Source organism: Methanimicrococcus stummii (assembly GCF_032594435.1).
GTDB lineage: Archaea > Halobacteriota > Methanosarcinia > Methanosarcinales > Methanosarcinaceae > Methanimicrococcus > Methanimicrococcus stummii.
The window spans coordinates 1,774,275-1,798,517 of sequence record NZ_CP131062.1 but is presented as its reverse complement, the minus strand read 5'-3'; the positions used below and the strand labels follow the sequence as shown (position 1 = coordinate 1,798,517).

The window sequence follows — 24,243 nt, the reverse complement described above, 5'->3', positions numbered from 1 at the left end:
GGTTGAAGAATACAATGATTGGAAATGCTTTTTGGAAATTTCTTTTGAAAAGCATTCGCTATTGCATTAAAATTAATCCGTTTTTCAAAGTTAAACTGCCGTTTTTAAAAATCAGCTGCCGTTAAATTAAGCCGCGTAGCTGTGAGACATATCTTCAATAACGGAAATTGTCATTTCATCTGCATCTTGAATCTGATCCAAGGAACCCAAGTTTATCAAATAATAAACCAACGAGTTGTGAAGACGGAACATGTCTATATCGTTCATAATTATAAAAATGCGAGAAAGAATATATATTTTTCTGAAAAAGATTTAGTTTTTGATAAATTATATACAATATTCGGACGAAAATATATAAAATCGAAGATAATGACAAATATAACAAATAATCAATAAAACGTAAAATTAACGCGATTGTAAGAATGAAAAGATGAAAATAAAAGATAAAATAAAAAAGTAAAAAGCGCCGAGAGGGAGATTTGAACTCCCGAGGGGCTGCGCCCCACAAGCTTTCCAGGCTTGCGCCCTACCACTAGACTACCTCGGCATGAAGCAGGATTCTATAAAATAGCCTTCTGGTATATATTCCTTATTCTTCAACAGAGGAAACAAAACAATTTTCCCGTGCCTGCCGATTTTTCCAAACCGCCGGATAAATTCCTTTTTCCATCAGAACCGCTTTCGGTTTTGCGACAAATCCGAATTCGTTTTCGGAAATTTCTTCGGGCGTCATCAATGCAATCGACAAAGAAATGATTTCACCTTTTTGCGAGAAAACGGCAACCAAATCTCCTTTTTTAATGTTGGTGTTGTAACCTGCCAATCCAGGGCGCGCCAAAAACGCGCCTGAGCAAAGCGCATCAACTGCCGAATCGCGAACAACAAGGCGCGGGAGCTGTGAAAACGCGGACTCCATCGGCAAAATCAATTCCCGAAGGAAAGATTCGTCGCCGTCTTCGGTCCAAAAAACGTAAGCGTCTTTGAGTTCCTGCAAAGAAACGGGACGCGCATCCGTAAACGGCCCCGCTTTGGAGCGGACGAGCTCCTGCATTTGCGCGCCGACACCGAGCGCAAGGCCGATGTCGTGGCAGAGTTTTCGGATGTAAGTGCCTGCTTCGCAACCGACACGCATCAGCACATAAGTGTCTTGGATTTCCAAGACTTCGGAATAATAAATCGTACGCAATCGCAATTGCCTTTTAACCGCGGATCGAACCGGCGGCATTTGATAAACGCCCCCCGTAAATTCCGCAACGGTTGACCGGATTACTTTTTCGGGAACAGAGCGCTGGAGTTTCATCAAACAAATATATTCTTTACCGGATAAACGAAGTGCTGCAACCGCGCGCGTGGCTTTTCCGATCATGACCGGCTGAACACCCGTAACACCGGGATCAAGAGATCCGGAATGACCGGCGACGTCAACTTCTAAAATATCGCGAACAAACGCCGCGACTTCATGGCTCGTCGGGCCGGCGGGTTTATTGAGAACAACGACGCCTTTTTCGATATATTCACGAATCGGGCGGTTTTCGGGAAAAGTTCCGAATTCACCGATTTTGGAATCGGCAAGCGTAACAAAATCTCCGCTGTCGGCAAAAAACCAGTCATTGCGGTAAAGTTCGGATTCCGCTTTTTTTTCCTTTCCCTTTTGTTTTTTCATTAGGGAGAAAACAGGGGTTTTGGATTAAAAAGATAGCGATGATGAAAATGGGAGAATAAGAAAAGTAAATTTGTATGAAAGTAGAGAGACAGTCAGAATTTTAGAAAAAAGATAATAGTAAACTCGACTTCACCCGACACAGTGATATATTACATTAAAAAAATAAATAATTGGTTTAATAAAAAGTTGATTTCGGCAAAACGGGAAATTCCGATTCAGCGAACAAATAAAAATTGGCTTAATAATATTGAGTTGGAAATATGGATTTAAAAAAAGTGTTCGTTCTTTTAATTGTATTGATGATTTTAACACCTTCTTTTGCTTTTGCGATAGAGTCAGAATCTATAGAAATGAATAACAAAAATTCAGCTGAGATGGATTCAGCCTCTTTAGAAGAATCTCAGAAAACACAAACTAATGAGAGTTTGTTGGATTTCGAACCATCGACAGACGAAATGGAAAACAATGAAACAGCGATGGAAGAAATGATTGAAGAAACTGAAAATGAGGAAGAAATACAAATAATGGCAGCTGCCGCAGACGACCCACCAGGAATTAACATTGATGCATTAACGGCACAACAAATTCCGGAAACCGGAATGGCAAATGATAGTTATTTAACAAGTAACTTTTCAGGGGCTGCTGTTTATATGTATCCGATTCAGATTCCGAAAGGAATAGTTGACTTTCAACCATCTATTAAATTAATTTATAATAGTCAATCTGCAGGTGGAACATACGGATGGCTTGGGGATGGTTGGTCATTAAATGAATATTATATCGGGAGAGATGTAAACTATACCCCTTCTGATACATCAGATGATAAATTCAGACTTTTTTTCGATGGAAAAAATCATGATTTAATATTTAATGAGATTGACGGAACATACCATACAGAAATTGAAACTTATATGGACATTCGAAAAGTGGAAAGTGGAGAGAATCAACAGGAAGAATACTGGACAATAAAAACAAAAGACGGCGTAGAATACCGTTTCGGATATAATGATGATTCCGAACTTTTGAATTCAATATCAACCCGAAACTATGTTACAAAATGGAAACTGGATCAAATTAAAGATAATAATGGAAATATTATCTCTTATCAGTATATAGAAAACCCTATTGACGGAGAGATTGGAACATCTTATTTATCATCTATAATTTATAATGAAGGATTAAACACTATTGAATTTGAACGAATGCAAAAAGCAATCGTGTTTGACAATTACAAAAATGGAACTCATACTTCCGAAAAATCACTATTATCTTCAATCATAATAAAAGCAAATGATGACGAAATCTACAGATATAACATCCAATATGAAACAGCCGACAACCACATTTCATTGAAAACAATATCATTAACGGATGGAATGGAAACTCTCCCAGAGACATCCTTTACATATGGAAAATGGGCAGGCACTTATTCAAGAGACACGAGTTGGAACATACCGATGAATTTTATTCATAATGATGTTTCTTACAAAAGAATGAGAAATGTGGATCAAGGAGCAAATTTCGTAGATGTTAACGGCGATGGTTATCCGGATATTGTTCAATGTTTTATGAATAACCATGCAATTACGAAAGGTGTTTGGATTAACGACGGAACGAAATTCGTAAAAGACAGTTACAGAAGTCAAAATTTAGCGAATCAAACTTATTTTAACAATTATTACAACGGTCACATCTACCCCTCAGGTTCAAGAATAATAGACCTTAACGGAGACGGATTGCCGGACATTATTTCAGCGACTTATGACAAAAATTACGGATATCGGTCAAGTGTTTGGATAAATACTGGAAATGAATTTGTTGGAGATTCAACTTGGAAACTGCCATCGATTAATCTTGCAAACAACTCGGGAGTTCGCATTGCAGACCTGAATGGAGATGGATTGCCAGACATCGTCGAATCAGGCTACGTAAATTCTCGTTATTCTAAAGCTTGGCTGAATACAGGAAGTGGATTTGTATATAATTCGACATGGGAACCACCGATTTTATTCAATAACAACTCAGGAGCTGCTTTTGTAGACATAAATGGTGATGGGTTGCCGGACATTGTAGAGTCATATGCCCAAAGTGGAGTTATTTACAAAAAAACATATATAAATACAGGAGAAGGATTTGTCTTAGATCAGACAAATCAATTGCCAGTCATTTTATCTGCAAAATATGGAGATTCTGGAACTCGTTTTGCCGATTTTAATGGTGACGGTCTGAATGATATCATAATTTCCAATCCAATTGGAAATTCATCGTACATTAATAGAGGAAAAGGATTTTCGAAAATTCAAAAAAATGTTCCGTTTCATTTTGTAGTTACCGATTTTAGTCTTAATTCCGGTGCAAGAGTAACGGATATAAATGCAGACGGATTACCAGATGTTGTACGCTCTTCTTACATTAGGGATGGCGGTGGTTCATTTAATCATGTGTGGATTAACTCCCCTTCAGATACACCAAATTTATTGAAACAGATTAGTCACGCATCAGGTTCACAAACAAAAATAGAATATGATGTTTCAACTCATTACGACAACAGAGATGAAAACGGAAATCATCGAATGCCAATTCCAATCAATGTTGTTAAAAAGATAGAAATAGAAAATGGGATGGATGATGAAAAACAGACAAAATCCATTTTTTCTTATGATTATCTTGGAGGTGTTATGCATATTGAACCGAAGGGAAAATCCGAGTTCTTAGGCTTCCGAAAAGTAACAATAGACGATGGAAAAACAATAACAGAGCATCATTTTCACCAAGATCTGGCAAAAAAAGGCAATGAATACCTGACAGTTATAAAATCCACTGAAAACAATCTTTATTCGGAAACAGAAAATACTTTTGAATCATATGAATCAAACGGCATATTTGAAGTGTTGTTGAAAAAAACAAAAACTTCCTTGTTTGATGGGGAAGAAAACCCTATCGTTTCAGTAATTGATTACGAATATGATGAATACGGAAACACCTTACAAATCTTCAATAAAGGAGATGTGCAAATAACAGGTGACGAAAGAAAGGTTCAATATGAGTATACATATAATATCAATAAACGAATTCTTGATAAAATTTCAAAGAAAACACTTGAAGATGAGAATGGAATAAAAATTTCGGAAACGAAGTATTATTACGACGAGGCATCTGACCTAAATATTCCACCTTCGAAAGGTCTGGTAACAAGAATTGAAAATTGGAATAGTTTTGGAGAAGACCTCATTCAAAAATTTGAATATGATTTAAACGGGAATCCAATATTACAGATTGATGCAAACGGCCATACGACAGCACAAGAATTTGAAGACAATCCAATATATCCGACATCCATAACAAACGCATTAGGACAAAAAACGTTGTTGGATTATGACTATCGCATAGGAAAACCAATCAAAATAACAGATCCAAATGGTTACGAAACATTCAATGAATATGATAATTTTGGAAGAATTATAAAAATTATTAAATCAGGAGATTCCACTGAAAGTCCAACAATCCATTATCAATATTTCATTGATGGAACTGCCCCCGAATGCATTCAAACTTCAATTAAAGAGAAAGATAATCAATATTATGATACTTGGAAATATTATGACGGGCTGAAACGCGTCATAAAAACTGAATCCGAATCTGAAAATCCGGCTGAGAACATCATTCAGGAAACATATTACAACGATTTCGGAAATGTTTTCAAAGTTGTTGCGCCGAGAAAGAGTTTTGAACCATATTTGAATACGACAAGTGAATATGATTCATTCGGCCGTTTGATTCAAATAACGAATCCGGACGGAACATCAAAAGATGTCGAGTATGAACAATTGAAAACAACAACTTTTGATGAAAGAGGAAATAAAATTCAATCCGACCAAGATGTTTACGGCAACATTGTAAAAGTGACCGAGTTTAACGGCAATGAAATTTATGAAACCGGTTATGAATACAACGCGGCAAACAAACTGACAAAAATCATTCCGAATCAATATTATGATCAGTCCAATATTTCATTTTTGACTGAAAACGAAAATGAAATTGTGGAAGGATTAGAAAATACAACTTCATTTGAAATGAATTTAAGTTCACTTGGCTTTGATACGCCGATTGATACGACTTACAAAGTTGGAAATATTACATTTGCTTATGATTCGTTGGGACAACTGGTCAAATTAGATGACCCCGATTTGGGAATTTGGACTTATGAATATAATGCTAACGGCAAGAAAGCATCTGAAACAGATAACAGAGGAGTCAAAACATATTATGATTATGATCCTTTGGATCGTATTATTTTGATTGATTATCCGAATGATTCAGATGTTGTTTTTGAATATGATAACGGAACAGTCGGAACACTTTCCAGAGTTACAACAGGGATAACAACAAAATCATATCTTTATGATGAAAGATTGCGTGTTGTTGAAGAAAATGTTTCAATATTGGAATCCGGTAATATAATTAACGAGATTCCAATAACTTTTGTAGATCAAAGCAATGCCCCAATGCAACAAATCCCTGAGAATGCCTATTCTGAAAATAATATTGAAACTACTCAATTATTAAAAGTTTCAGAATCAGGGACGTTTAACTTAGATAAGATGATAGAGTCTGCAAAATTAGCAGATTATGATGAAGTTGTAAACATTCCCGCATCAATTGAAAATCAAACAGAATCCTTATTTTATGACAAACAATACGATGAAACCTATTCTAAAACGGTTTTGCCAGAAGAATCAAGAAAGGTTATTCAAACAATTTCCCCGGTAAATAGTGTTGGAAATGATTTACAAGGTGGGGAGTCTGTAAATGGTTCGTTTTCAAGGGTAGAAGATATAATACTTGATTTCGAAAACGAGAACTATTATGTCAAAGAGTTCCATTTGGATAATTTGGATGTTTCAATGAGTGAAGATGATGTTGCTTATATCCAAATAAACGGTCATGAAATCATGAGATTTATTGATTCTTCTGCGGGGGGAACTTTATTAATTTTTGATGACCAAGGGACGTTATTAGATCGTATTGAAGTGGTTAATGGAAATGCTCAAAGTGTCAGGTTTAATGTTAGTCTGATATTCAATGAGTCAAATATGGCAATCCACATTCAAAAAAATTATCAAAGACAAATAACTGAATATTATTACACTTACTACACAAAAGAGCCGATTATTACTTTTAGAACATACATTGATGGATATGAGAGTAATCGTAATTTCATCAATGGCAAATATCGTGCGAATTTTGAAACTAAAAATATTTCAGAACAGATGATTTTCCCTCTTGTAAATGAAGAAGATTTTGTAATACATCAAAATAACAACAAAATAAAAACACTTAATTTGACAAATTTGAGAGTTTCAACCAGTTCCCACGATATTGCTGCATTTGCTTTAAACGACAAGGAAATTTTAAGATTTATTGATACCTCAGAAGGCGGACAGCTTCAGATATTTGATTTCGATGGGAACCAATTAGGGGAAATAAATCAAACAAACGGGCACTTTTTACAAGAAGACGAAACATTCAATATTTCGTTTAAAGATAACACAGCAAATCTTTTAATTGAAATTGAAAAATTAGGAAACGACCCTGAATATTATACTTATGTTTGTGAATTGAAAAAACCAATAATATATGCGCGGGGGAGTATGTTTGGATACCAATCTGACATCAACTATATCAGCGGAGAGTATGATGTTGCATATGAAGCTGTTTCTGACCCTGTAAAAGGATTTTTTGAATATGACGAAAATGTAACATTCAACCTATATAAAGAAGGATATGCAGTCCAAGAAATAAATCTTATAAACATTAATGCTCACATGGTTGGTCGAGAAGACGAAATAATTTTTTATTTAAATGATAACCCGGCTTTAATACTTTTTAATAACACTTCTCTCCGTAACAGATTTTTCTCTCTTGATGAAAATGGGTTGGTGCAGAGGTATTTTGGAATTAGAAGTTCAAATGATATTGTAACTACTGTCGATGTATCTTTCGTAAGAAACGATGAAAACATGTTAGTATCAATTCAGCCATTTACCCTTGGTCGGGCGGAGGACTTGACTCATTATAATTACGGTCCTCCTAATGATATTACAGAAATAAAAATTACTGCAAGAGGTTACGAAAGCGAAATGGATGACATCAGTAGTATATATAATGTCAAATACCGGCCAATTATTTCCGAGGTAACCGAACCTGTTTTTGATGAGAATGAATTTAAAAATGAACAACATATTGCAACTCATATTGGGAATGAGGAATTTTATGCGAATGAACTTCATTTAACAGATTTCAGAGCAACTTTAAATAAAAATTCAAATGCTTCCATTTATCTTAATGATTATGAAATAATAAAATTCTCAGATGAAGATAGACTCGGAAGTATTTCTTTATTTAATAAAACCGGAAGTCAAATAGGTTTAATTCCCGAAATAAATTTCAATACATCATACGAAAATATTACGTATGACATTATTTTCTCTACAAATTCATCTGAGTTAACAGTTGATATTGAACAATATGAAAAAGGAATTTCCTATCAAAATTATTCATACTGCTTTGAATTTGATGAAACAATTGTAAATTCTACTATTGGAGTGGAAAATTATAATTCTGGAAAATATTATGTTGACGGAAGACTTGAAGCATTCCAAATTGAACCCAGGGATATAGATTCGAATTTTATAACACAATATCAATATGACTCCATGGACAGAATAATCCAAAAAACACAACCGAACGGAGAAATAATCGAATACCAATACAACAATCAAGCCCTTCTGTCATCAATTCCCGGAATTATTGACAACATCAATTACAATTCCATGAATTTAATGACACGAAAAGACTTCACCAACGGCATTTCAACAGATTTGACCTATGACGATTGGACACAGCGCATCGAAAACATCAATACGCCCAACCTGCAAAACTTAGATTATTCATTTGATGAAAAAGGAAACATCATCGGAATTTCCGATAACATCCTCAATGAAAATCAATATTTCTTCTACGACGATTTAGACCGCCTTCTCTTAGCCGGCAGTGAAAATTATGCTCAGTCGTTTTCATACAATCCGATCGGAAGTATTTTGGCTCACAGAAGTAAAGACTTGACAACGGGTGACGAAATCGTCTTCGGATTTGAATACGGCAACAATGCCGGCATTCACGCCCCGACAAGAGTTGCCGACATGGAATTATTCTACGACGCCAACGGCAATTTAATTGAAGACGCAGAGTTCGTTTACATCTACAACGATGCCAACCGCTTGACTGAAGTTTTAAAGAAATCCGAAAACAATCAAACAATTGCCGAATTCATTTATGACGAATCCGGAAACAGAATCAAAAAGATTGAAAACGGCGTTGTTTCTTATTACATCAGCGAAGACTTCGACATTGAAGACGGCGAAGAAACTGTTTACTACTTTGCAAACGGCAACCGCGTCGCTAAAAACTCAACTGAAGGAACTTTCTGGTATTTGGACGACCATTTGGGTTCAACAAACGTCATGATTGACGAAGCCGGCGAACTTGTTGAAAGAACGCTTTATTATCCGTTCGGCAGCCACCGCGAAGGCGGCGAAGAAAAGTATTCTTTCACAGGAAAAGAGTTTGATTCCGAAATCGGACTTTATTATTACGGCGCGAGATATTATAATCCGGAAACTTTTGTGTTTACTCAGGCAGATACCATGATTCCGGATGTTTATAATCCGCAGGCGTTGAATCGGTATTCTTACTGCTACAATAATCCGCTGAAATATGAAGATCCGGATGGGCATGTACCCTTTTTAGCGACGGCACTTCTTGGAGCAGGGATTGGCTTAGTCATAGGAGGAACAGTTGCTGCGTACAAACAATATCAAGCAACAGGAACAATCAGTGATTGGCAAGATGTTGCAAAAGGAGCTGCAATTGGAGGAATAACAGGAGGATTAATCGGATTAACTTGCGGAGCAGGGGCTGCAATCGTCGGAGGTGGAGTAGCATCCTCCACAACAACCACCGCCGCTGCTATCATCATTGACAGCCATATAGGAGCAGGAATTTCAGTAGGAGTAGGAGTTTTTGAAAGATCTGTCGACGAAATTGCAAATGGAGGAAAAATGACAGGTGTTTTAGAAGCAGGATTAGAAGGAGATGCGTTATTGGGAGATGTCACAACCGGAGCGATTCCAACCCCACCAACAGGAAATAAAAATATAGATGTTGGTATAAACGTTGTTTCTTCTCAAACAAGTAAAGAATTGACAAAAAATACCAGCACTGTACAAACAGTAAAAGATGGGGGTGCATGGGTTAAAAAGGCAATATCTCCCGCCCAAACATCTTTAAAAAATGGAAGCGCGAGTTTTAAAAATTATGTAAATTCGAAAACCAACTCCTGGAAACAGAAATTAAAAAGTAGAAAATAATGCTCTAATGAGCATTATTATATTTTTATGATTAAGAAGTAGAGTGATGATTATGAGAAGAGACAATACAGACAGACCAACTCAAAATTATGTCAAATCCAGGATATTCTATCCCATTATTGCATTCATATTATTCGTCATATTTCACAATACCTTCAGTTATTTTTTATTTGTATTTTTTTCAGTTGTCTTTATGTGGATCGAATATGCCGAAAATTGTAAGGTTTTTTACATTAAAATTAAAAACAGTTCATTCTCACGATTTATTACAGACATAGTAATGAGCATTTTGTACATACCATATCTGCTTCTGGTGTGTTGGGTATTAATTAAAATAATTACTTTCTTAATTTTGAGTTTCACCTCAAATATTGACATATTGACCTCGGAATACTTTAACGGCGTATGTTTAATTATATCATCTGTTTTTGTCACCTTAGCTTGGCGATTATTCCACAATATTGTGTTTAAAGAAATGGAAAAAGAATCAAATGATTCAAAAATGAGAGGAGATTAATAATGGATTTGTTTTTAACCTTTGGATTATTAATCACACTTATATCGGGAATTTATTATGCACAGAAAGAAAATTTCTTTGTTGTATTCAGTAAAAAATATAATCAGTTTCCAGTTCGCCTAATACTCACAGTTCCGATTTTTTCGGGAGTGTGTTTTGGACTTTCTTTGGGTTTATACATACTAATTATCCTGTTAGTTCCGACTGATTTAATAGAATTAATTGTCAGCACATTTACTCCATATATCGGTTTGACCCTGCCCATTATTTCAAACATCATAATTATAATTACCACTGACAAATATGTAATTGGACAAAAAGAAACAAAAGAAAATCTTGATAAAACGGATCTGTTTATTTACTTACCGATTCACCAATACCGTAATTTTGGAGGTAAATTATATGGAACAAAATTTGAGTATCCGACTCGGATAAAAGGAGATTTAGTATTTGGAGTTCAAAAAACGGATTTAATCATTGATGAAAGGGAATTAAAAGGTATTGATTTTGCTTATACATTTAATGGAGAAATTGTCGTCAGCAAAGAAATTTTGCAGATTTTGAATGATTTTAATTTAACAGGTTTTAAAACCAGACCGATTCAAAATACCAATGGTTCTGTAAATAATAATTATTTACAAATCATAACAACTCATATAATGCCAAAAGTTTCTGATGAAACGAAAATGGTATATGAACAGTGGATACATGCATCAAAAATTGTCATAAATACCGAGATATATTACGATAAAAAAGTATTATCGGAAACATTAGACTTCAATCAAACTTTGGAAACATTTGGTTCAGAAGGATATGCATTCACACCACCGACAAAATACTGGATCGTTTCAAAAAAAGCGCGTTCAGTCCTCATCGATGAATTAAAGCAAAATGAATTTGATTTTATTCCGATTCATTTAATAGATGAAAAGGATTAAGGCAAATTAATATTCATTCATCACTTTTTTTGTTCTAATCAATTCAAAGAGCCGAAAAATGACAAACAAAATCTTATTCATATTATACATTTTAACAGGAGCCATTTTTTCGTTTTATTTAGCGATAAAAGGAATGCCGGACATTATGATACTTATTTTTTGCATCGTATTTGGAGGGATGGGACCGATTTTAAAAAAGATGTTAGATGAATGCATATCCATTATCAAAAATCCAAAAGAAAAGATAAAAGATGTAATATTGTTCATAATATTCATCCCAATCGTGTTTGTTTTTTCATATTATTTAAAAGCAAACGGTGTACCATTCATTATAATATTGATCATAAGCATCATATTTGGAGGAATGATTCCTGTTTTGAAAAGAGTTATTGCAAATACACTGCATCAGCAATAATCAAAAAATAACAGATGAAAAAGATGAAGCAAATTAAACTTCATTCATCAACTTTTTTAGCAGCTCTCAAAATCAAATCAACAATCGTCTCCGGATCAAACTTCGAAGAATCAATCACCAAATCATAAAGCATCAAATCCGCGATGTCAATTCCGTAATACATATCGTAACGAACGCGTTCGGATTCTTCCCTTGTTTTTGTTTGTTCCAGTTCAAATTTAAAAGACGAATTGGATCCTTCGCGATTCATAATTCTTCGAACGCGGGTTTCAAGCGGCGCTTTGAGAAGCACGCGCAGGATTTTCTTGCTCGGCGGAACTTCAAGCGACATGTGGCCGGCGAGGCGTCCTTCCAAAATCAAATTGTCTTTTGTTTTGGAAAGCTCTTTTTGACGGTCATCAATTTGCCGATCGTAAGTCACATCCAACTCGGCAAGTTTTCCGAAATCGGCAAGAGATAAGCCGAGATCCGCGGCAATGCTTCGAAAGATTTCACCGGAGGAGATGAATTCCATGCCGGTTTTTTCCTGCAAAAGCTTTGATGCCGTTGTCGTGCCTGTTCCCGGAAGTCCGCTGATTGTAATAATCATATCATGCACCTGAATTTAAAAAGAAAATATGAATCCATGAGATTTAAAAATAAAAAGAAAAAAAGAACATTACACGCCGGCGGCGCGAATGTTCAGGAATTTTCTGAGCACCTGGCTGAAAGCCAAGGAGGACAAGAAGTACCAAAAGAGCCAGTACGTGAACAAATAGAACACACGTCCGCTGAGCAGCTGTTCGCCCCAGAACGGGAAAATCATTGTCGCGGCTTCGTGGCTTCCGATGTAGTAATAAGCCCACATCAAAAACGGAATGGAGACCAAAACGATGTAAAGCATCGGCTTAAACTGGTCTTTCATCATCGTCATCTGTTCCTGCATGATTTCGGCCTGCTGTTCTTCGAGGCGCTTGAGCATGTAAGTGTTTTGAGTTTCCTGAGCTTCTTTCATCTCTTTTTGGAAAATCTTCATTCTTTCCTGGAACTCAATCATTTTAGACTGGTCAACCACGTATTTCTGAATGAGAGACGAATAAATGGCTGTAATGATTGCCATTGCCGATAAAATTAAAAAGAAATTCTGATCGCCGACAATTGAAACAATCGGAGACATGAGAACATCCATGCCTTTGCCGATGAGATCGCGGACGCTCGGAATCATAATGCCGATAAAAAGGATTAAACCGAGGCCCAAAACGATTTTATTGGCCCATTCTCTGACTTTTTGCGTATCCAAAATAATCCGACCTGTACTTGATAAATTGTAAAAATGAATTGTAAAATAATGATAGGATTGAAAAAACAATCCTTTTATTTAAAAGATGCCACGATTTTGTCAATATCGGCAAAAACGACGTCAATGTCTCTTGTGCCGTCGATGTCTTTGAGCAATCCTTTTTCATTGTAATAACCGATCAAAGGAGCGGTTTGGTTTTGGTAAACGTCCAAACGGTTTGAGACCGCTTCGGATGTGTCATCCGGTCTTTGGAACAATTTGTCGCCGCAGGTGTCGCAGATGCCTTCCGCTTTCGGCGGGTTGAAGACGGTGTGGTAGCTGGCGCCGCAGCCGGACATCCATCTGCCGGACAAGCGCTCGACCAAAATGTCGTTCGGAACGACAATGTTAATGACGACATCAATCGGTTTGTTGATTTCATCTAAAATTCCGGTAAGCGCGTCAGCCTGAGGAACCGTTCTCGGGTAGCCGTCAAGCAAAAATCCGTTGGCGCAGTCGGGCTGAAGAAGCCTGTCTTTAATGATGCCGATTAAAACATCATCGGGAACGAGTTCGCCTGCGTCCATGTATTTCTTTGCTTCCAAACCGAGCGGCGTTCCGTCTTTCACATTCGCGCGAAGGATGTCGCCGGTTGAAATTTGAGGAATGCCGTATTTTTGAGAAAGTTTTTGAGCCTGAGTGCCTTTACCGGCACCGGGCGGACCGAATAAAATAATATCCATAGAATCACCTAAAATGTAAAACCTGAAAATATCAGAAATGGTTTAAAAATCTGTGTAATCAGAAGTAAAGGAAATTATCATTTTTGTTATAAAAAGGATTCCATAACGAAACCGTAATGAAAAACGCAAAAAAAAAGACTTGAACAAATTTTGTTCAAGTCTTGGTTTTGAAATTTTAATCTTCTTTTCCGAGGAACGACCGAAGCATCGGATGCATTTCCATCAGCTGTTCGGATGCGAGATCCTCGTACAAGCGGTAGACAATACTGACCGTCAGCAAAAGACCTGTTCCGCCGGCGCCGCCGATTGTACCAAGCAAACTGGCGAACAAAGTCAAAAGACCGATGAACGCGCCGCCGATAATGGTAACTTTCGGGATGTACCGCTGCATGTATTTTTCAATAGATGCAATGTTGTTTCTGAAACCGGGAACTTGCATACCGGAATTGTAAATCTTTTTCGCAGTCTGCTTGGCACCCATTCCGGTTGTTTCAATCCAGAAGAGAGCGAAAATGATACCGCCGGCAACCAATAAGAATGCGTCAACACCGACGTGAAGCAAAATCTGCCAGATTTCGGGAGCTGCAAAGCCCATTGCCGCGTAATTCGCTTCAACGTAAGACGGAATCCAGTCCTGCGGGCTGTTGATTGCAGATAAATAATACATAATACCGTTGACAGGCGTTGCGCCGGAATATTCACCGAGGAACGTAATGCCTCTGCCGGCAAGCAAAACACCGACCAACTGGATGTTTGCCTGGAGAGCGCGAACCAAAATCATCGGCAAAACGGATGCGTAAATCAATTTGACCGGGAATTTACCGCGCGCGCCGCGAACGGAAGTGTGGGAGAGCGGGATTTCAATTCTGACACTTTCGACGTAAACGACAACGGCAAAGATGATAACGGTCGCGATAAGCGCCAAAATGCCGCCGCCGATTAAGACGTAATTCAGAATATTATCGGCCGATGAAAACATTAAGCTGAGGTCGCCGCGTGAAATGTGTTGAATCCAGCGCGGAATAATACCGATGGAATATCCGGTGGAATCCGGAAGCCAGTTGATTAAACCGGTAACGATGGACTGAGAAACACCGGCAACGATGAACAAACTGATACCGGAGCCGACACCCCATTTGGAAACGACTTCATCCATATACATAATAAGAACGCCGCCGATACAAATCTGAATGAACAGGAATAATGTAACGACCCAAGTTTCAACACCAAGGGAAGTAGCCAATCCGGCGTCAGGTTTGATGTAGCCGAAAAGCTGGGGAAGCGTCTCAAGAATAATCATAAAGAAGACAAGGAACTTTTGAGCGCCTTGGAAATAAGACTGGTCGCGCGGGTCGGACAAATCCAAATGAATAATGTCACCGCCGACTAAAAGCTGCAGAATAATGGATGCCGTCACAATCGGACCAATACCGAGAACGATTAATGATCCGGTCGCGCCTGCGAAGAACGCGCGATAGTGCGCAAATAAATCGATCGATTCGGCCGACATACCAAACAAGGGAATGTTCGATAAAATAAAGTAGAGCGCGAGAATTGCAAGCGTCCACATAATTTTATTTTTGAACAACACTTGTTTTTCAGGTCTGGCGACAGCGGGTAACCTTGCAAAGATAGGCTCCATTACACTCCTGAAACTCATTGTTAACACCTGACTTTCACGAAAACATCGCGGCATCCCATTGCCGCATTCCTGTTTTCGGAATACATTTAGTAATTATTGAAATTGTGAAAGATAAATAAATATGAATAAAATCATCAAAATAAGCATGATGAACTGAAAATGATAGCGATTAATAGTATTAATATATTTTTGTATTTTGAAGATGCGAATGTTTATATTCGGCATTAATTGACTTTAAAAAATAAAGAAAAAAAGAGAAGCGAAATGCTTACTCTTCTGCTTCTTCTTCCGAGTCGTCTTCTTCAAATTCATCGAATTCGTCGCCGACTTCGACACATTCGCCGCCTGCTGCTTCAATCTTGGAGCGTGCAGATGCGGAGAACATTTCAGCCTTAACGACCATTGCTTTGGTCACGCGGCCGCTGCCGAGAACTTTGTCGATTCCGATGCTGTAAAGATCAACAATGAATTTGTCGCCGTCTTTTGTGATGTAGTCCGCTTCGTTCTCAAAAAGGAAGGGAACGAGTTCGTCCAATTCACCGACGTTGACGATGAAAACCGGAGTGTCAACGACTGCCGGTCTTGAAAATCCTTTGTAGATGTAACCGGGTCTGTAACCTTCGCGCATGGCACGGATAAAGTGGTGGGCATTGCCTCCCGCATGTCCGCGGCCGCCGCGGTTACCGGCACCTCTTCTGTTCTTGTGAGTTCCGCCGCCGCAGGTGCGTGTTCCTCTGTATTTCTTAGTTCTGATGTGTCCCATGAAAACCACCTTATCTCATTTTGTGCAAAAGCACTGCAATGTCTTCGCCGTGGTTACCGAGAACGCCGCCCTGCTGAACGGTTCTCTTCAAACCTGCGTGTCCTTTTCTCGGGGGGTGAAGTCTGAAAACCGGCTTCATTGCGGGAACATCCTTAATCGCGATTTTGCCTTCGACGAATGCTTCAGCAAATTCTTTGATTGTTTTGTAGGGTGTCGTTTCCGCGATATATGCGTCGGTTAAACGTTCGCCGCCTTCAAGTCTGCCACGGGTTTCAAGAATTTCCGCAACAGCTTCCGCATCGACTGTACCGTATGCGATATAGTCTTTAGATTTTTGGATCATGCCTTTGTAAACATCATTTTCCGGAAGGAAAACGCAGTGATTCACTTTGTGGAGACGGAGCATTTTAAGGGTGTCCGCAATGGATTCTCTGACTGCGACTGATCCTCTGACTCTGATAACTGCGTACATAATCAGATACCTCCGTTGCCTTTCTTGGGCATGCGCATGGTATTCACATTGTTCAAAGCTTCAAATGTCGCTTTGGCAAAGTTGAGTGTGGTTCTGGTGGTTCCGAATGTTTGTGTCCAAACGTCTTTAATGCCTGCTTTTTCAAGCACTTTTCTGGCGGTGTTACCGGCAGCAAGACCGAGACCTCTGGGGGCCGGAACTAATGTCACAACAACGCTGCCGACTTTGCCGGTCACTTCGAAGGGCACGGTGTGCTCTTTTCCGCAAGCGCATTCCCATGAACCGCAGCCGCGGCCGATGCGTGTGATGTTTAATTTTGCTGCGTCGATTGCCTTTTTAATGGCGTTTCCGACCTGAACATCTTTACCCTGACCGATGCCGACGTAACCGTCGCCGTTTCCGACAATGACGGTTGCTCTGAATTTAACACGTCTGCCGGAGTCAGTCATTCTCTGAACCATATTAATGTCAAGAACTTCATCTTCGAGTCCCGGCAAGAGGATATCCACGATTTGGGGTTCTCTTAAGGGGAAACGGGATTTGAGAGCGTCTTCCATTGTTGTGATTTGTCCGTCTGCGACAAGCTTTCCGAGTCTTGTCTTCGGGACCCATTCTTCTTCATTGTAAGCCATGTTTCTCACTTGAACTCCGCTTTGATTTTTTCGACTGCTGCGTCGAACTGTGCCGGCAAGTCAGAGCCGTTGTATTCTGCCGCGATTTCTCCGCGAATGCGTTCGTCGGACGGGAAAATGGATTCGTCGTGGGGGATTTCAAAGCCTGCGTCAACGATGCCTTTTAAGGCGGCGTAGATGCGTGATCCGGGTGTGGATGTGTGAAGTCCGATGTCCAAAACGCCGTATTCATAACCGTTTTTAAGGGTTCTGAGTCCGAAAAGCAAACCGGTTAAGTATGCTGCGGTTGTGTTTCCTGTCGGTCCGGTGTAGCCGTATTTACCGAGTTCGGTTGAGATGGCAGAAGAGTATGTGACATCGCCGATCGGTGTTGGGGCTATAAGCTGTATCTGAACATTGCGTGTGCTTTTGCGCACGACAACGCGGTCCTCTTTGGAGAGAAGGAGTGCGAGACGGGAGTGGTAGTTTGTACGACCCTCTCTTCTTCTTCTCATGGGAACCTTATATCTTGGTCCTGTTGCCATAACTAGCTCCTCAACTATTTTATTTATTAATTTAAATTTAAAATATTAAGTAAATGAATTAAGCGCATAAAATTGAAAACAATTTGAAACAAATCGAAACAATCCAATGAAACGTAATCCGCTGCCCGTTAATCGCTTAACGAAACAGACATTCACAGTGCATAAATGTTCAATGAATTGAACTACAAAAGATGTCCTGTGAAAGAAATTGTAATACAGGTTTGAGATATATAAGGTTTCTGTTGAAAAACCCGGCAAACCAAAATGGAATTGAAATGAAATAAAACGGAATCTGAATATTTTGATTAAAAATAAAAAAGAAAATGAATAAACGCGAAAAACGTTTACTCATGAATTAATCTCTTATTCCCGGTTTTTATTCCAGAAATAAACAATGCAGCTGATGATAATAATCAAAAAGATTAGAATCAAAAGATACGACATTTGAACAGAGCCGCCTTCTTCATCAGGATAAATGATTTCAGAGCCGTTGTTTGAACTTAAATTTTCGTTTGTGAACCCTTGACCCGGACTTTCATTTAAAATCGGGCCGGCGGAAGAGGGCGTCGAATCGTTGACTTTTGCCTGACCGGTTCCGGAACCGCCGCCGGTATTCGGACCGGGCGCAGGGCCGGGACCCGGACCGGGCGCCAAATCAATTGAAGACAACAAAGGATAGGTTTGATCTTCAATGATGAACCAAACGTGATTCGTATCAAAAGCCGGAACAATATCCCAATTTGTGACAACATTCGGCGTTTGATATGTTTCGATTTTTTTCATGTCAGCGGAGGAGGCCGGCGTTCCGAATGAATTCGTGAAACCTGTGCCGGCTGTTTCTACGTAGAAACAGTCGGTGATAATCGGTATCCCAAAATAATTGCCGATGATTCCACCGGAATTTGTCCCGGATATCAGAGAAGCAGTCCCTGCAAAATAACTGGATTTGATTTCAGTTGATGTTGTAACTGTTCCGACAAGACCGCCGGAACGATTTCCTGCTTTAACTTGAGCTGCGGAATAACAGTCTTTAACAGATCCTGCCAAACCTCCGGCAAGACCACCGGAATCAGCCCTTTCAGCTGTCACGGAAACACCGTCTGAAACAGAACATCTTGCAAAATTAGAAGAACTATCAGCATAGCCAACCAATCCGCCAGCATAATCGCACATGGTAATCACCGAAACATTATCTGAAACAGAACAATTTGAAAAATTGCCTTTCGAAACATAGCCGGCAAGACCGCCAACCATATTGTTGTCAGAAAACAGGGAAACATTATCTGAAACAGAACAATTTGAAAAAACGGCGTAGTTGTTAACATATCCGGTAAAACTGCCGACATAATACACACCGTTCACCGAAACATCGCCTGAAACAGAACAGTTTGAAAAACTTATATTATTATAGGCACGTCCGACAAAACCGCCGACATGCCGTTCTTCGGCAACCACTGTAACATCATCAGAAATGGAACAATTTATAAAATCAACATTATTACTAGCCCTGCCAATCAGACCACCGACATAAAGTTTCCCTTTTACATCAGCATCAATCAAAGAAATATTTGAAAAAGATGCATCAGACACAACTCCAAAAAGACCTACACATTCATTACTTGGCAAATCAATTTTTAAATCGGAAATCGTGAACCCATTCCCTTCCAAAGTCCCAATAAACGGATTTGATAAACTGCCGATCGGACTCCAATTTGCATCGGTGATGACAATATCATCAACCAAAATGTAATCTGCATCCATTGTGTACCAATAATCATTCACAAAATCATACTCATTGGAACCGATTTTTTTAAGTTCGGCAACAGATGGAATTGGAATTGTGTTGCTCCGCAATGCAAATAGTTGGGGATAAGCGAGATTTTCTCGAATATACCAAATTTTAGAAGGATTTGGAGAATTGGAAATCGACCAAGCTGTTGAAACACTGCCCCCTGTTTCATAGGTTTCGATTTTCATCATGTTAGCAGAAGAAACGGGTGTTCCGAATGAATTTGTAAATCCTGAGCCGGAAGTATCCAAGTAGATACAATCGGTGACGGTTGGAGCAATATAGTAATAGTCGCCGAGAATTCCCCCGAGCTTATCTCTGGAGTCAACAGTCCCTGCGAAATAACTTGATTTGATCGTAACTGGTGAATAGCCATATCCGACAACAGCGGCATATCCAACAAGACCGCCAGCATACTCATTTACAGCTTTAACTTGAGCCGCCGAATAACAGTCTTTAATTAAACCAGACCCAAAATAACTGATAAAACCACCGGCATAAGCGTTTTCAGCAGTCACAGAAACATCACCCGAAACAAAACAATTTGTAAAATCAGCAGCACGAAGAGTATAACCGACAAGACCGCCGGCATAATCATTTTCGGCAGTCACGGAAACATCGCCCGAAACAAAACACTTCGTAAAGTTAACATAGGTAGGAACATAGCCAATAAGACCACCTGCATGATTTTTAGCGGTCACGGAAACATCACCCGAAACAGAACAGTTTTCAAAAATACCATCACTGACATGACCAACAAACCCACCAACGCCATTATTTTCAGCAGTTATGGAAACATCGCCTGAAACAGAGCAATCTTTAAAAATACCATAGTCGGCGTGACCAATAAGACCACCGACATGATTCTTACCTTTAATTTCAAAATTGCCGTTCGATGTCAATGAACTATTATTCATTAAAAATTTAGCAGGAGAACTGACGTGAACATATCCGACTAAAGATCCAATCCAATTATAATAGACTGAATTTGCTTCGTTTGTCAAATTAGATTCAAGAACAATATTGACATTTTTAATTTCGATTCTATCAGCGGAAGAAGGATTACCAACAGTTCCGAATAAACCAAAACCATCAGGTTCCCTATTGCCACCGTCAAAGTTTTTAAGAGTTGTCGTTCCTGTCAAACTTGCAAAAATGATTGAATGTCCTTGACCATCAAAAGTTCCGACAAACCGATTGTTTCGGTCGCCGATAGAATTCCATGTAGAATCAGTAATTATAATATCATTAATCAGAACATAATCCCCACCTAACGGAAAAGCAATATCATTTCCAATCTTTTTCAAATCATCAACCGAGCCGATTTCAATCGGATCGGCTGCGATTGCGGTTCCGCTCATCAATACGAATGCAATTAAAAGAATTGCAAATAAAGAGACTGATTTTATAGTTCTCATAAATCAAATCATACCTTTTTCTAAATTTTAATAAATTGAAAAATTAATTTAAAATCGTAAATAAAACATCAATTGAAATAAAATTTAATTGAGGATGAATAAAGACTATATTCACTTATATAAAATGTTTCATAAAATAGATTAATATAATTAATATAGATTGGAATAAACAGAAGATATTTGTTTTTTAAAGAAATACCAAAAAAATAAAGCTGCCGCTCATTCAAAAACAATTTTTTAAAAAAGAAAGAAAATGAATAAGCGTAAAAGCTCATTCATCAATTTTTAATTTATTTTTTATTAAACTCTTTTCTTATACAAGAAAAACGCAACGCAGCCGACAACGATAATCAAACCGGCAGCGAGCAAAATATACAATGTCCGATTGGAACCGCCTTCATCAGAATAACTGTCTTGGGGAACATTGTTGTTTTGACTGTTATCAGAACCATTCGTTGCTTGAGAAGGTGCCGGAGCAGTTGTTTCGTCCAAAGCAGGGGCTGAAGCAGAAGCAGGTGTTGAATTAACAACTGTCGCCTGACCGGTTCCGCCACCGCCGCCGCCTGTTGTCGTCGGAAGATAATTGGGTATTCCGGCATAAATCGAAGACAATTTCGGGTAACTGCCGCTTGTGATGTACCAAATATAATCCGGACTTTCCGAGCTGAATATACTCCAATCGGTATAAGTTCCGATTTTCTTCATCGCAGCGGAAGAAACGGCTGTTCCGTAAGCTGTCGGTGTTGCACCTGAGCCGCCATCATTCAAGAATTCATTTGAATAGTATGAATTTGCGAAAGTCGGAGATCCGCTCGAATTGCCGAGAAGTCCGCCAAATTCCGAACTTGCGGTTGCACTGCTGTCGAGAGTAACCGTTCCTGCGAAGTAGCTTGATGTAAAAGTGCTTGCATCGGAAGTCATACCCACAAGGCCGCCGACCATATCAGACCCGCTAACATCCGTTGTTGAATAACAATTCGTTATAGGACCATAGGAAGAACCGATAAGACCGCCAATGGCAGTACCTGTAGTACCGGCAGTTACCGAACCGTCAGTGACAGAACAGAAATTAAGAATACAGCCGTTGCCGAATCCAACTAAACCGCCGACACAGTAAATTCCGGTAACATCGGTGTCTGAAACAGAACAATCTTTAAGACTGGCAGCACTGACAGCCCATCCTGCAATTCCGCCAACCCACGTGGAACCTGTCACTTTAACGTGATCAACGGAGCAATTTTCAAAAACAGGAGCATTGTTGCCGGATCCGACAATACCGCCGATAATACCGCCGGCAGGGGATTCGGTCACATTAAGATAGGAAACGGAACAATCGTAAAATTTAACTGCTCCTCCATAAAGTTCCACACTGCCGACAAGACCGCCGACTTGAGACTGACCGGTAACATTTTTCCCGACAACGGAACAATTTTGAATTTTAACCACTCCGCTCGTAACTTCACCAACAAGACTGCCAACACCGGTTTGCCCTTTAATTTCAACATCAATCAAAGAAATGTTTGAAAAAGTTGCATCGGCTGCGGTTCCGAAAAGACCAATTTGATCGACAGTCGGAGAATTAATTGTCAAATCTGAAATCGCATATCCTTTTCCGTCAAGAGTTCCGGTAAACGGTGTTGTTGAATCACCGATCGGAGTCCAAGTTCCTGTGAGTGGAATATCATTAACCAAAACATAATCTGCATCCATGCTGTAATAATGAGCACCGACAGGATCGTAGATACCGGATCCGATTGATGCAAGTTCAGCTTCGGTAGAAATCGGAATGGATCGTTTCAACCAAAAAAGCTGCGGATAAGTCACGCCTTCATAAATATACCAAGTATTCAGATAATTCGGAGAAGCGGAAATCGAAAAACCCGGATAAGTTGCACCGGCTTTCATTTCAGTGGAAGTCTTGGATGTTCCGGCAGCTGTCGGCGTTGCACCTGTGGTGCCGGTGTCAACAGAAGTATCCAGATAAATACAATCAGTAATGGTTGGTGCAGTTCCAATAGTATTACCAAAAATTCCGCCGATTTTGGAAGCTGCTGTCGCGCCGCTTTCAAATGAAACTTCTCCTGCGAAATAACTTGATGACAACGTACTACCATCATAAAATAAGCCGGCAAGACCGCCGGCAATATCAACGGATTTAACATCCGCTGTCGAATAACAATCTATAATGTTACCATTACCAAAACTACCAGCAAGACCACCTGCAGCATCCAATGAGGCGATTACTGAAACATTGCCGGTAAAACAATACTCGAAATCAGAACCAGATCCAAGACCTAAAAGGCCGCCGATCACTTGATTTCCTGAAATCACTGAATCTTGTACGAAACAGATGACAAAATCGGAGCCGGAGTCAGAACCTGAGATACCGCCGACAAAACCTTGACCAGTCACTTCACCGGAAACAGAACAACTGTCAATAACACAATCTGTCGAATTACCAACAAGACCGCCGACACCCCGGCCACCGATAATATCAACATCAATCAAATTAATATCTACAAAATGAGCATCTTGTGCGACACCGAAAAGACCAATGTCAGACACACCGGATGAACTAATTGTCAAACCGGAAATTGTGTAAAGATATCCGTCAAAAGTTCCGGTAAACGGTGTTGTTGAATCACCGATTGGAACCCAATTAACGCCGGAAAGATCAATATCTTCGATTAAAATGTAATGAGCGTCCAGCCGTTTGAAATCGGCATCAGGCGACGCCCCCCCCCCCCATGTGAAATGTAGCTGTCAATGTAAGCTTGATCAACTTCAATTTCCCCGGCGGCGAGAGCGGTTCCGCTCATCAATACCAAGGCAGTAAAAAGAACTGCCGTCATTAATATGAATTTTATTTTTGCCATAAAAACACTCCATACGCTCACGAATTGCTAATATTGTGAATCAATTGCAGCGAAAATGAAAAATCTAAGAATCAAAATGCTGCAATTTTTATGTAATTCAGCAACCGAATGAGAAATATAACTATTGTATGAGATAAATACTTTTTCGGAAAATTTAGAATTCG

The 24,243-nt window shown here is 39.1% G+C and carries 16 protein-coding genes and 1 tRNA gene; 3 read left to right on the top strand and 14 right to left on the bottom strand.

Annotated features, from left to right (window positions below; genetic code table 11):
* Positions 1–126: 126 nt before the first annotated feature.
* The 3 genes from MmiEs2_RS08240 to MmiEs2_RS08230 form a co-directional block, all read right to left on the bottom strand.
* The gene (locus tag MmiEs2_RS08240; protein WP_316559383.1) at positions 127–267 is read right to left on the bottom strand and encodes a hypothetical protein; all 141 of its coding nucleotides are present in this window, start codon (positions 265–267) and stop codon (positions 127–129) included.
* A gap of 197 nt (positions 268–464) precedes the next feature.
* A tRNA-Ser gene (locus tag MmiEs2_RS08235) sits at positions 465–547 on the bottom strand.
* 42 nt (positions 548–589) lie between these two features.
* Positions 590–1,663 carry an RNA-guided pseudouridylation complex pseudouridine synthase subunit Cbf5 gene (locus tag MmiEs2_RS08230; RefSeq protein ID WP_316559382.1) on the bottom strand — a complete coding sequence of 358 codons (1,074 nt, stop codon included), beginning with the start codon at positions 1,661–1,663 and terminating at the stop codon, positions 590–592.
* Positions 1,664–1,923: 260 nt separating this feature from the next.
* On the opposite strand from MmiEs2_RS08230, the gene MmiEs2_RS08225 reads away from it, so the two are divergent.
* The 3 genes from MmiEs2_RS08225 to MmiEs2_RS08215 all read left to right on the top strand — a co-directional run bounded on the left by MmiEs2_RS08225 (position 1,924) and on the right by MmiEs2_RS08215 (position 11,962).
* Positions 1,924–10,092 carry an FG-GAP-like repeat-containing protein gene (locus MmiEs2_RS08225; RefSeq protein ID WP_316559381.1) on the top strand — a complete coding sequence of 2,723 codons (8,169 nt, stop codon included), beginning with the start codon at positions 1,924–1,926 and terminating at the stop codon, positions 10,090–10,092.
* 519 nt (positions 10,093–10,611) lie between these two features.
* The gene (locus tag MmiEs2_RS08220) at positions 10,612–11,547 is read left to right on the top strand and encodes a hypothetical protein (protein WP_316559380.1); all 936 of its coding nucleotides are present in this window, start codon (positions 10,612–10,614) and stop codon (positions 11,545–11,547) included.
* A gap of 58 nt (positions 11,548–11,605) precedes the next feature.
* Positions 11,606–11,962, top strand: a complete 357-nt coding sequence (locus MmiEs2_RS08215) for a hypothetical protein (RefSeq protein ID WP_316559379.1) — start codon at positions 11,606–11,608, stop codon at positions 11,960–11,962.
* A 40-nt stretch (positions 11,963–12,002) separates the two neighbouring features.
* Here MmiEs2_RS08215 and cmk read toward each other — a convergent pair whose 3' ends face one another.
* From cmk to MmiEs2_RS08160, 11 genes are all read right to left on the bottom strand, one after another.
* Complete coding sequence (gene cmk / locus MmiEs2_RS08210) at positions 12,003–12,551, bottom strand: (d)CMP kinase (protein ID WP_316559378.1); 549 nt, start codon at positions 12,549–12,551, stop codon at positions 12,003–12,005.
* Between the two features lie 69 nt (positions 12,552–12,620).
* Positions 12,621–13,241, bottom strand: coding sequence for a DUF106 domain-containing protein (locus MmiEs2_RS08205; protein ID WP_316559377.1), 621 nt, complete (start codon positions 13,239–13,241; stop codon positions 12,621–12,623).
* Between the two features lie 74 nt (positions 13,242–13,315).
* Positions 13,316–13,963: an adenylate kinase gene (locus MmiEs2_RS08200; RefSeq protein WP_316559376.1), complete on the bottom strand. Its 648-nt coding sequence runs from the start codon at positions 13,961–13,963 to the stop codon at positions 13,316–13,318.
* A 175-nt stretch (positions 13,964–14,138) separates the two neighbouring features.
* The gene (secY, locus tag MmiEs2_RS08195) at positions 14,139–15,623 is read right to left on the bottom strand and encodes a preprotein translocase subunit SecY (protein WP_316559375.1); all 1,485 of its coding nucleotides are present in this window, start codon (positions 15,621–15,623) and stop codon (positions 14,139–14,141) included.
* Between the two features lie 250 nt (positions 15,624–15,873).
* Positions 15,874–16,359 carry an uL15m family ribosomal protein gene (locus tag MmiEs2_RS08190; RefSeq protein ID WP_316560250.1) on the bottom strand — a complete coding sequence of 162 codons (486 nt, stop codon included), beginning with the start codon at positions 16,357–16,359 and terminating at the stop codon, positions 15,874–15,876.
* A 19-nt stretch (positions 16,360–16,378) separates the two neighbouring features.
* Positions 16,379–16,840, bottom strand: a complete 462-nt coding sequence (locus MmiEs2_RS08185) for a 50S ribosomal protein L30 (protein WP_316559374.1) — start codon at positions 16,838–16,840, stop codon at positions 16,379–16,381.
* A gap of 2 nt (positions 16,841–16,842) precedes the next feature.
* Positions 16,843–17,472: a 30S ribosomal protein S5 gene (locus MmiEs2_RS08180; RefSeq protein WP_316560249.1), complete on the bottom strand. Its 630-nt coding sequence runs from the start codon at positions 17,470–17,472 to the stop codon at positions 16,843–16,845.
* 5 nt (positions 17,473–17,477) lie between these two features.
* A complete protein-coding gene (locus tag MmiEs2_RS08175; protein WP_316559373.1) occupies positions 17,478–17,996 on the bottom strand; it encodes a 50S ribosomal protein L18 in 519 nt (172 codons plus the stop codon).
* Positions 17,997–18,359: 363 nt separating this feature from the next.
* Positions 18,360–21,203: a GLUG motif-containing protein gene (locus MmiEs2_RS08170; RefSeq protein WP_316559372.1), complete on the bottom strand. Its 2,844-nt coding sequence runs from the start codon at positions 21,201–21,203 to the stop codon at positions 18,360–18,362.
* A 300-nt stretch (positions 21,204–21,503) separates the two neighbouring features.
* Positions 21,504–23,768 (bottom strand): GLUG motif-containing protein, encoded by a 2,265-nt coding sequence (locus MmiEs2_RS08165; protein ID WP_316559371.1) that lies wholly within the window; start codon positions 23,766–23,768, stop codon positions 21,504–21,506.
* A gap of 122 nt (positions 23,769–23,890) precedes the next feature.
* Positions 23,891–24,079: a hypothetical protein gene (locus MmiEs2_RS08160; protein ID WP_316559370.1), complete on the bottom strand. Its 189-nt coding sequence runs from the start codon at positions 24,077–24,079 to the stop codon at positions 23,891–23,893.
* Positions 24,080–24,243 lie beyond the last annotated feature (164 nt).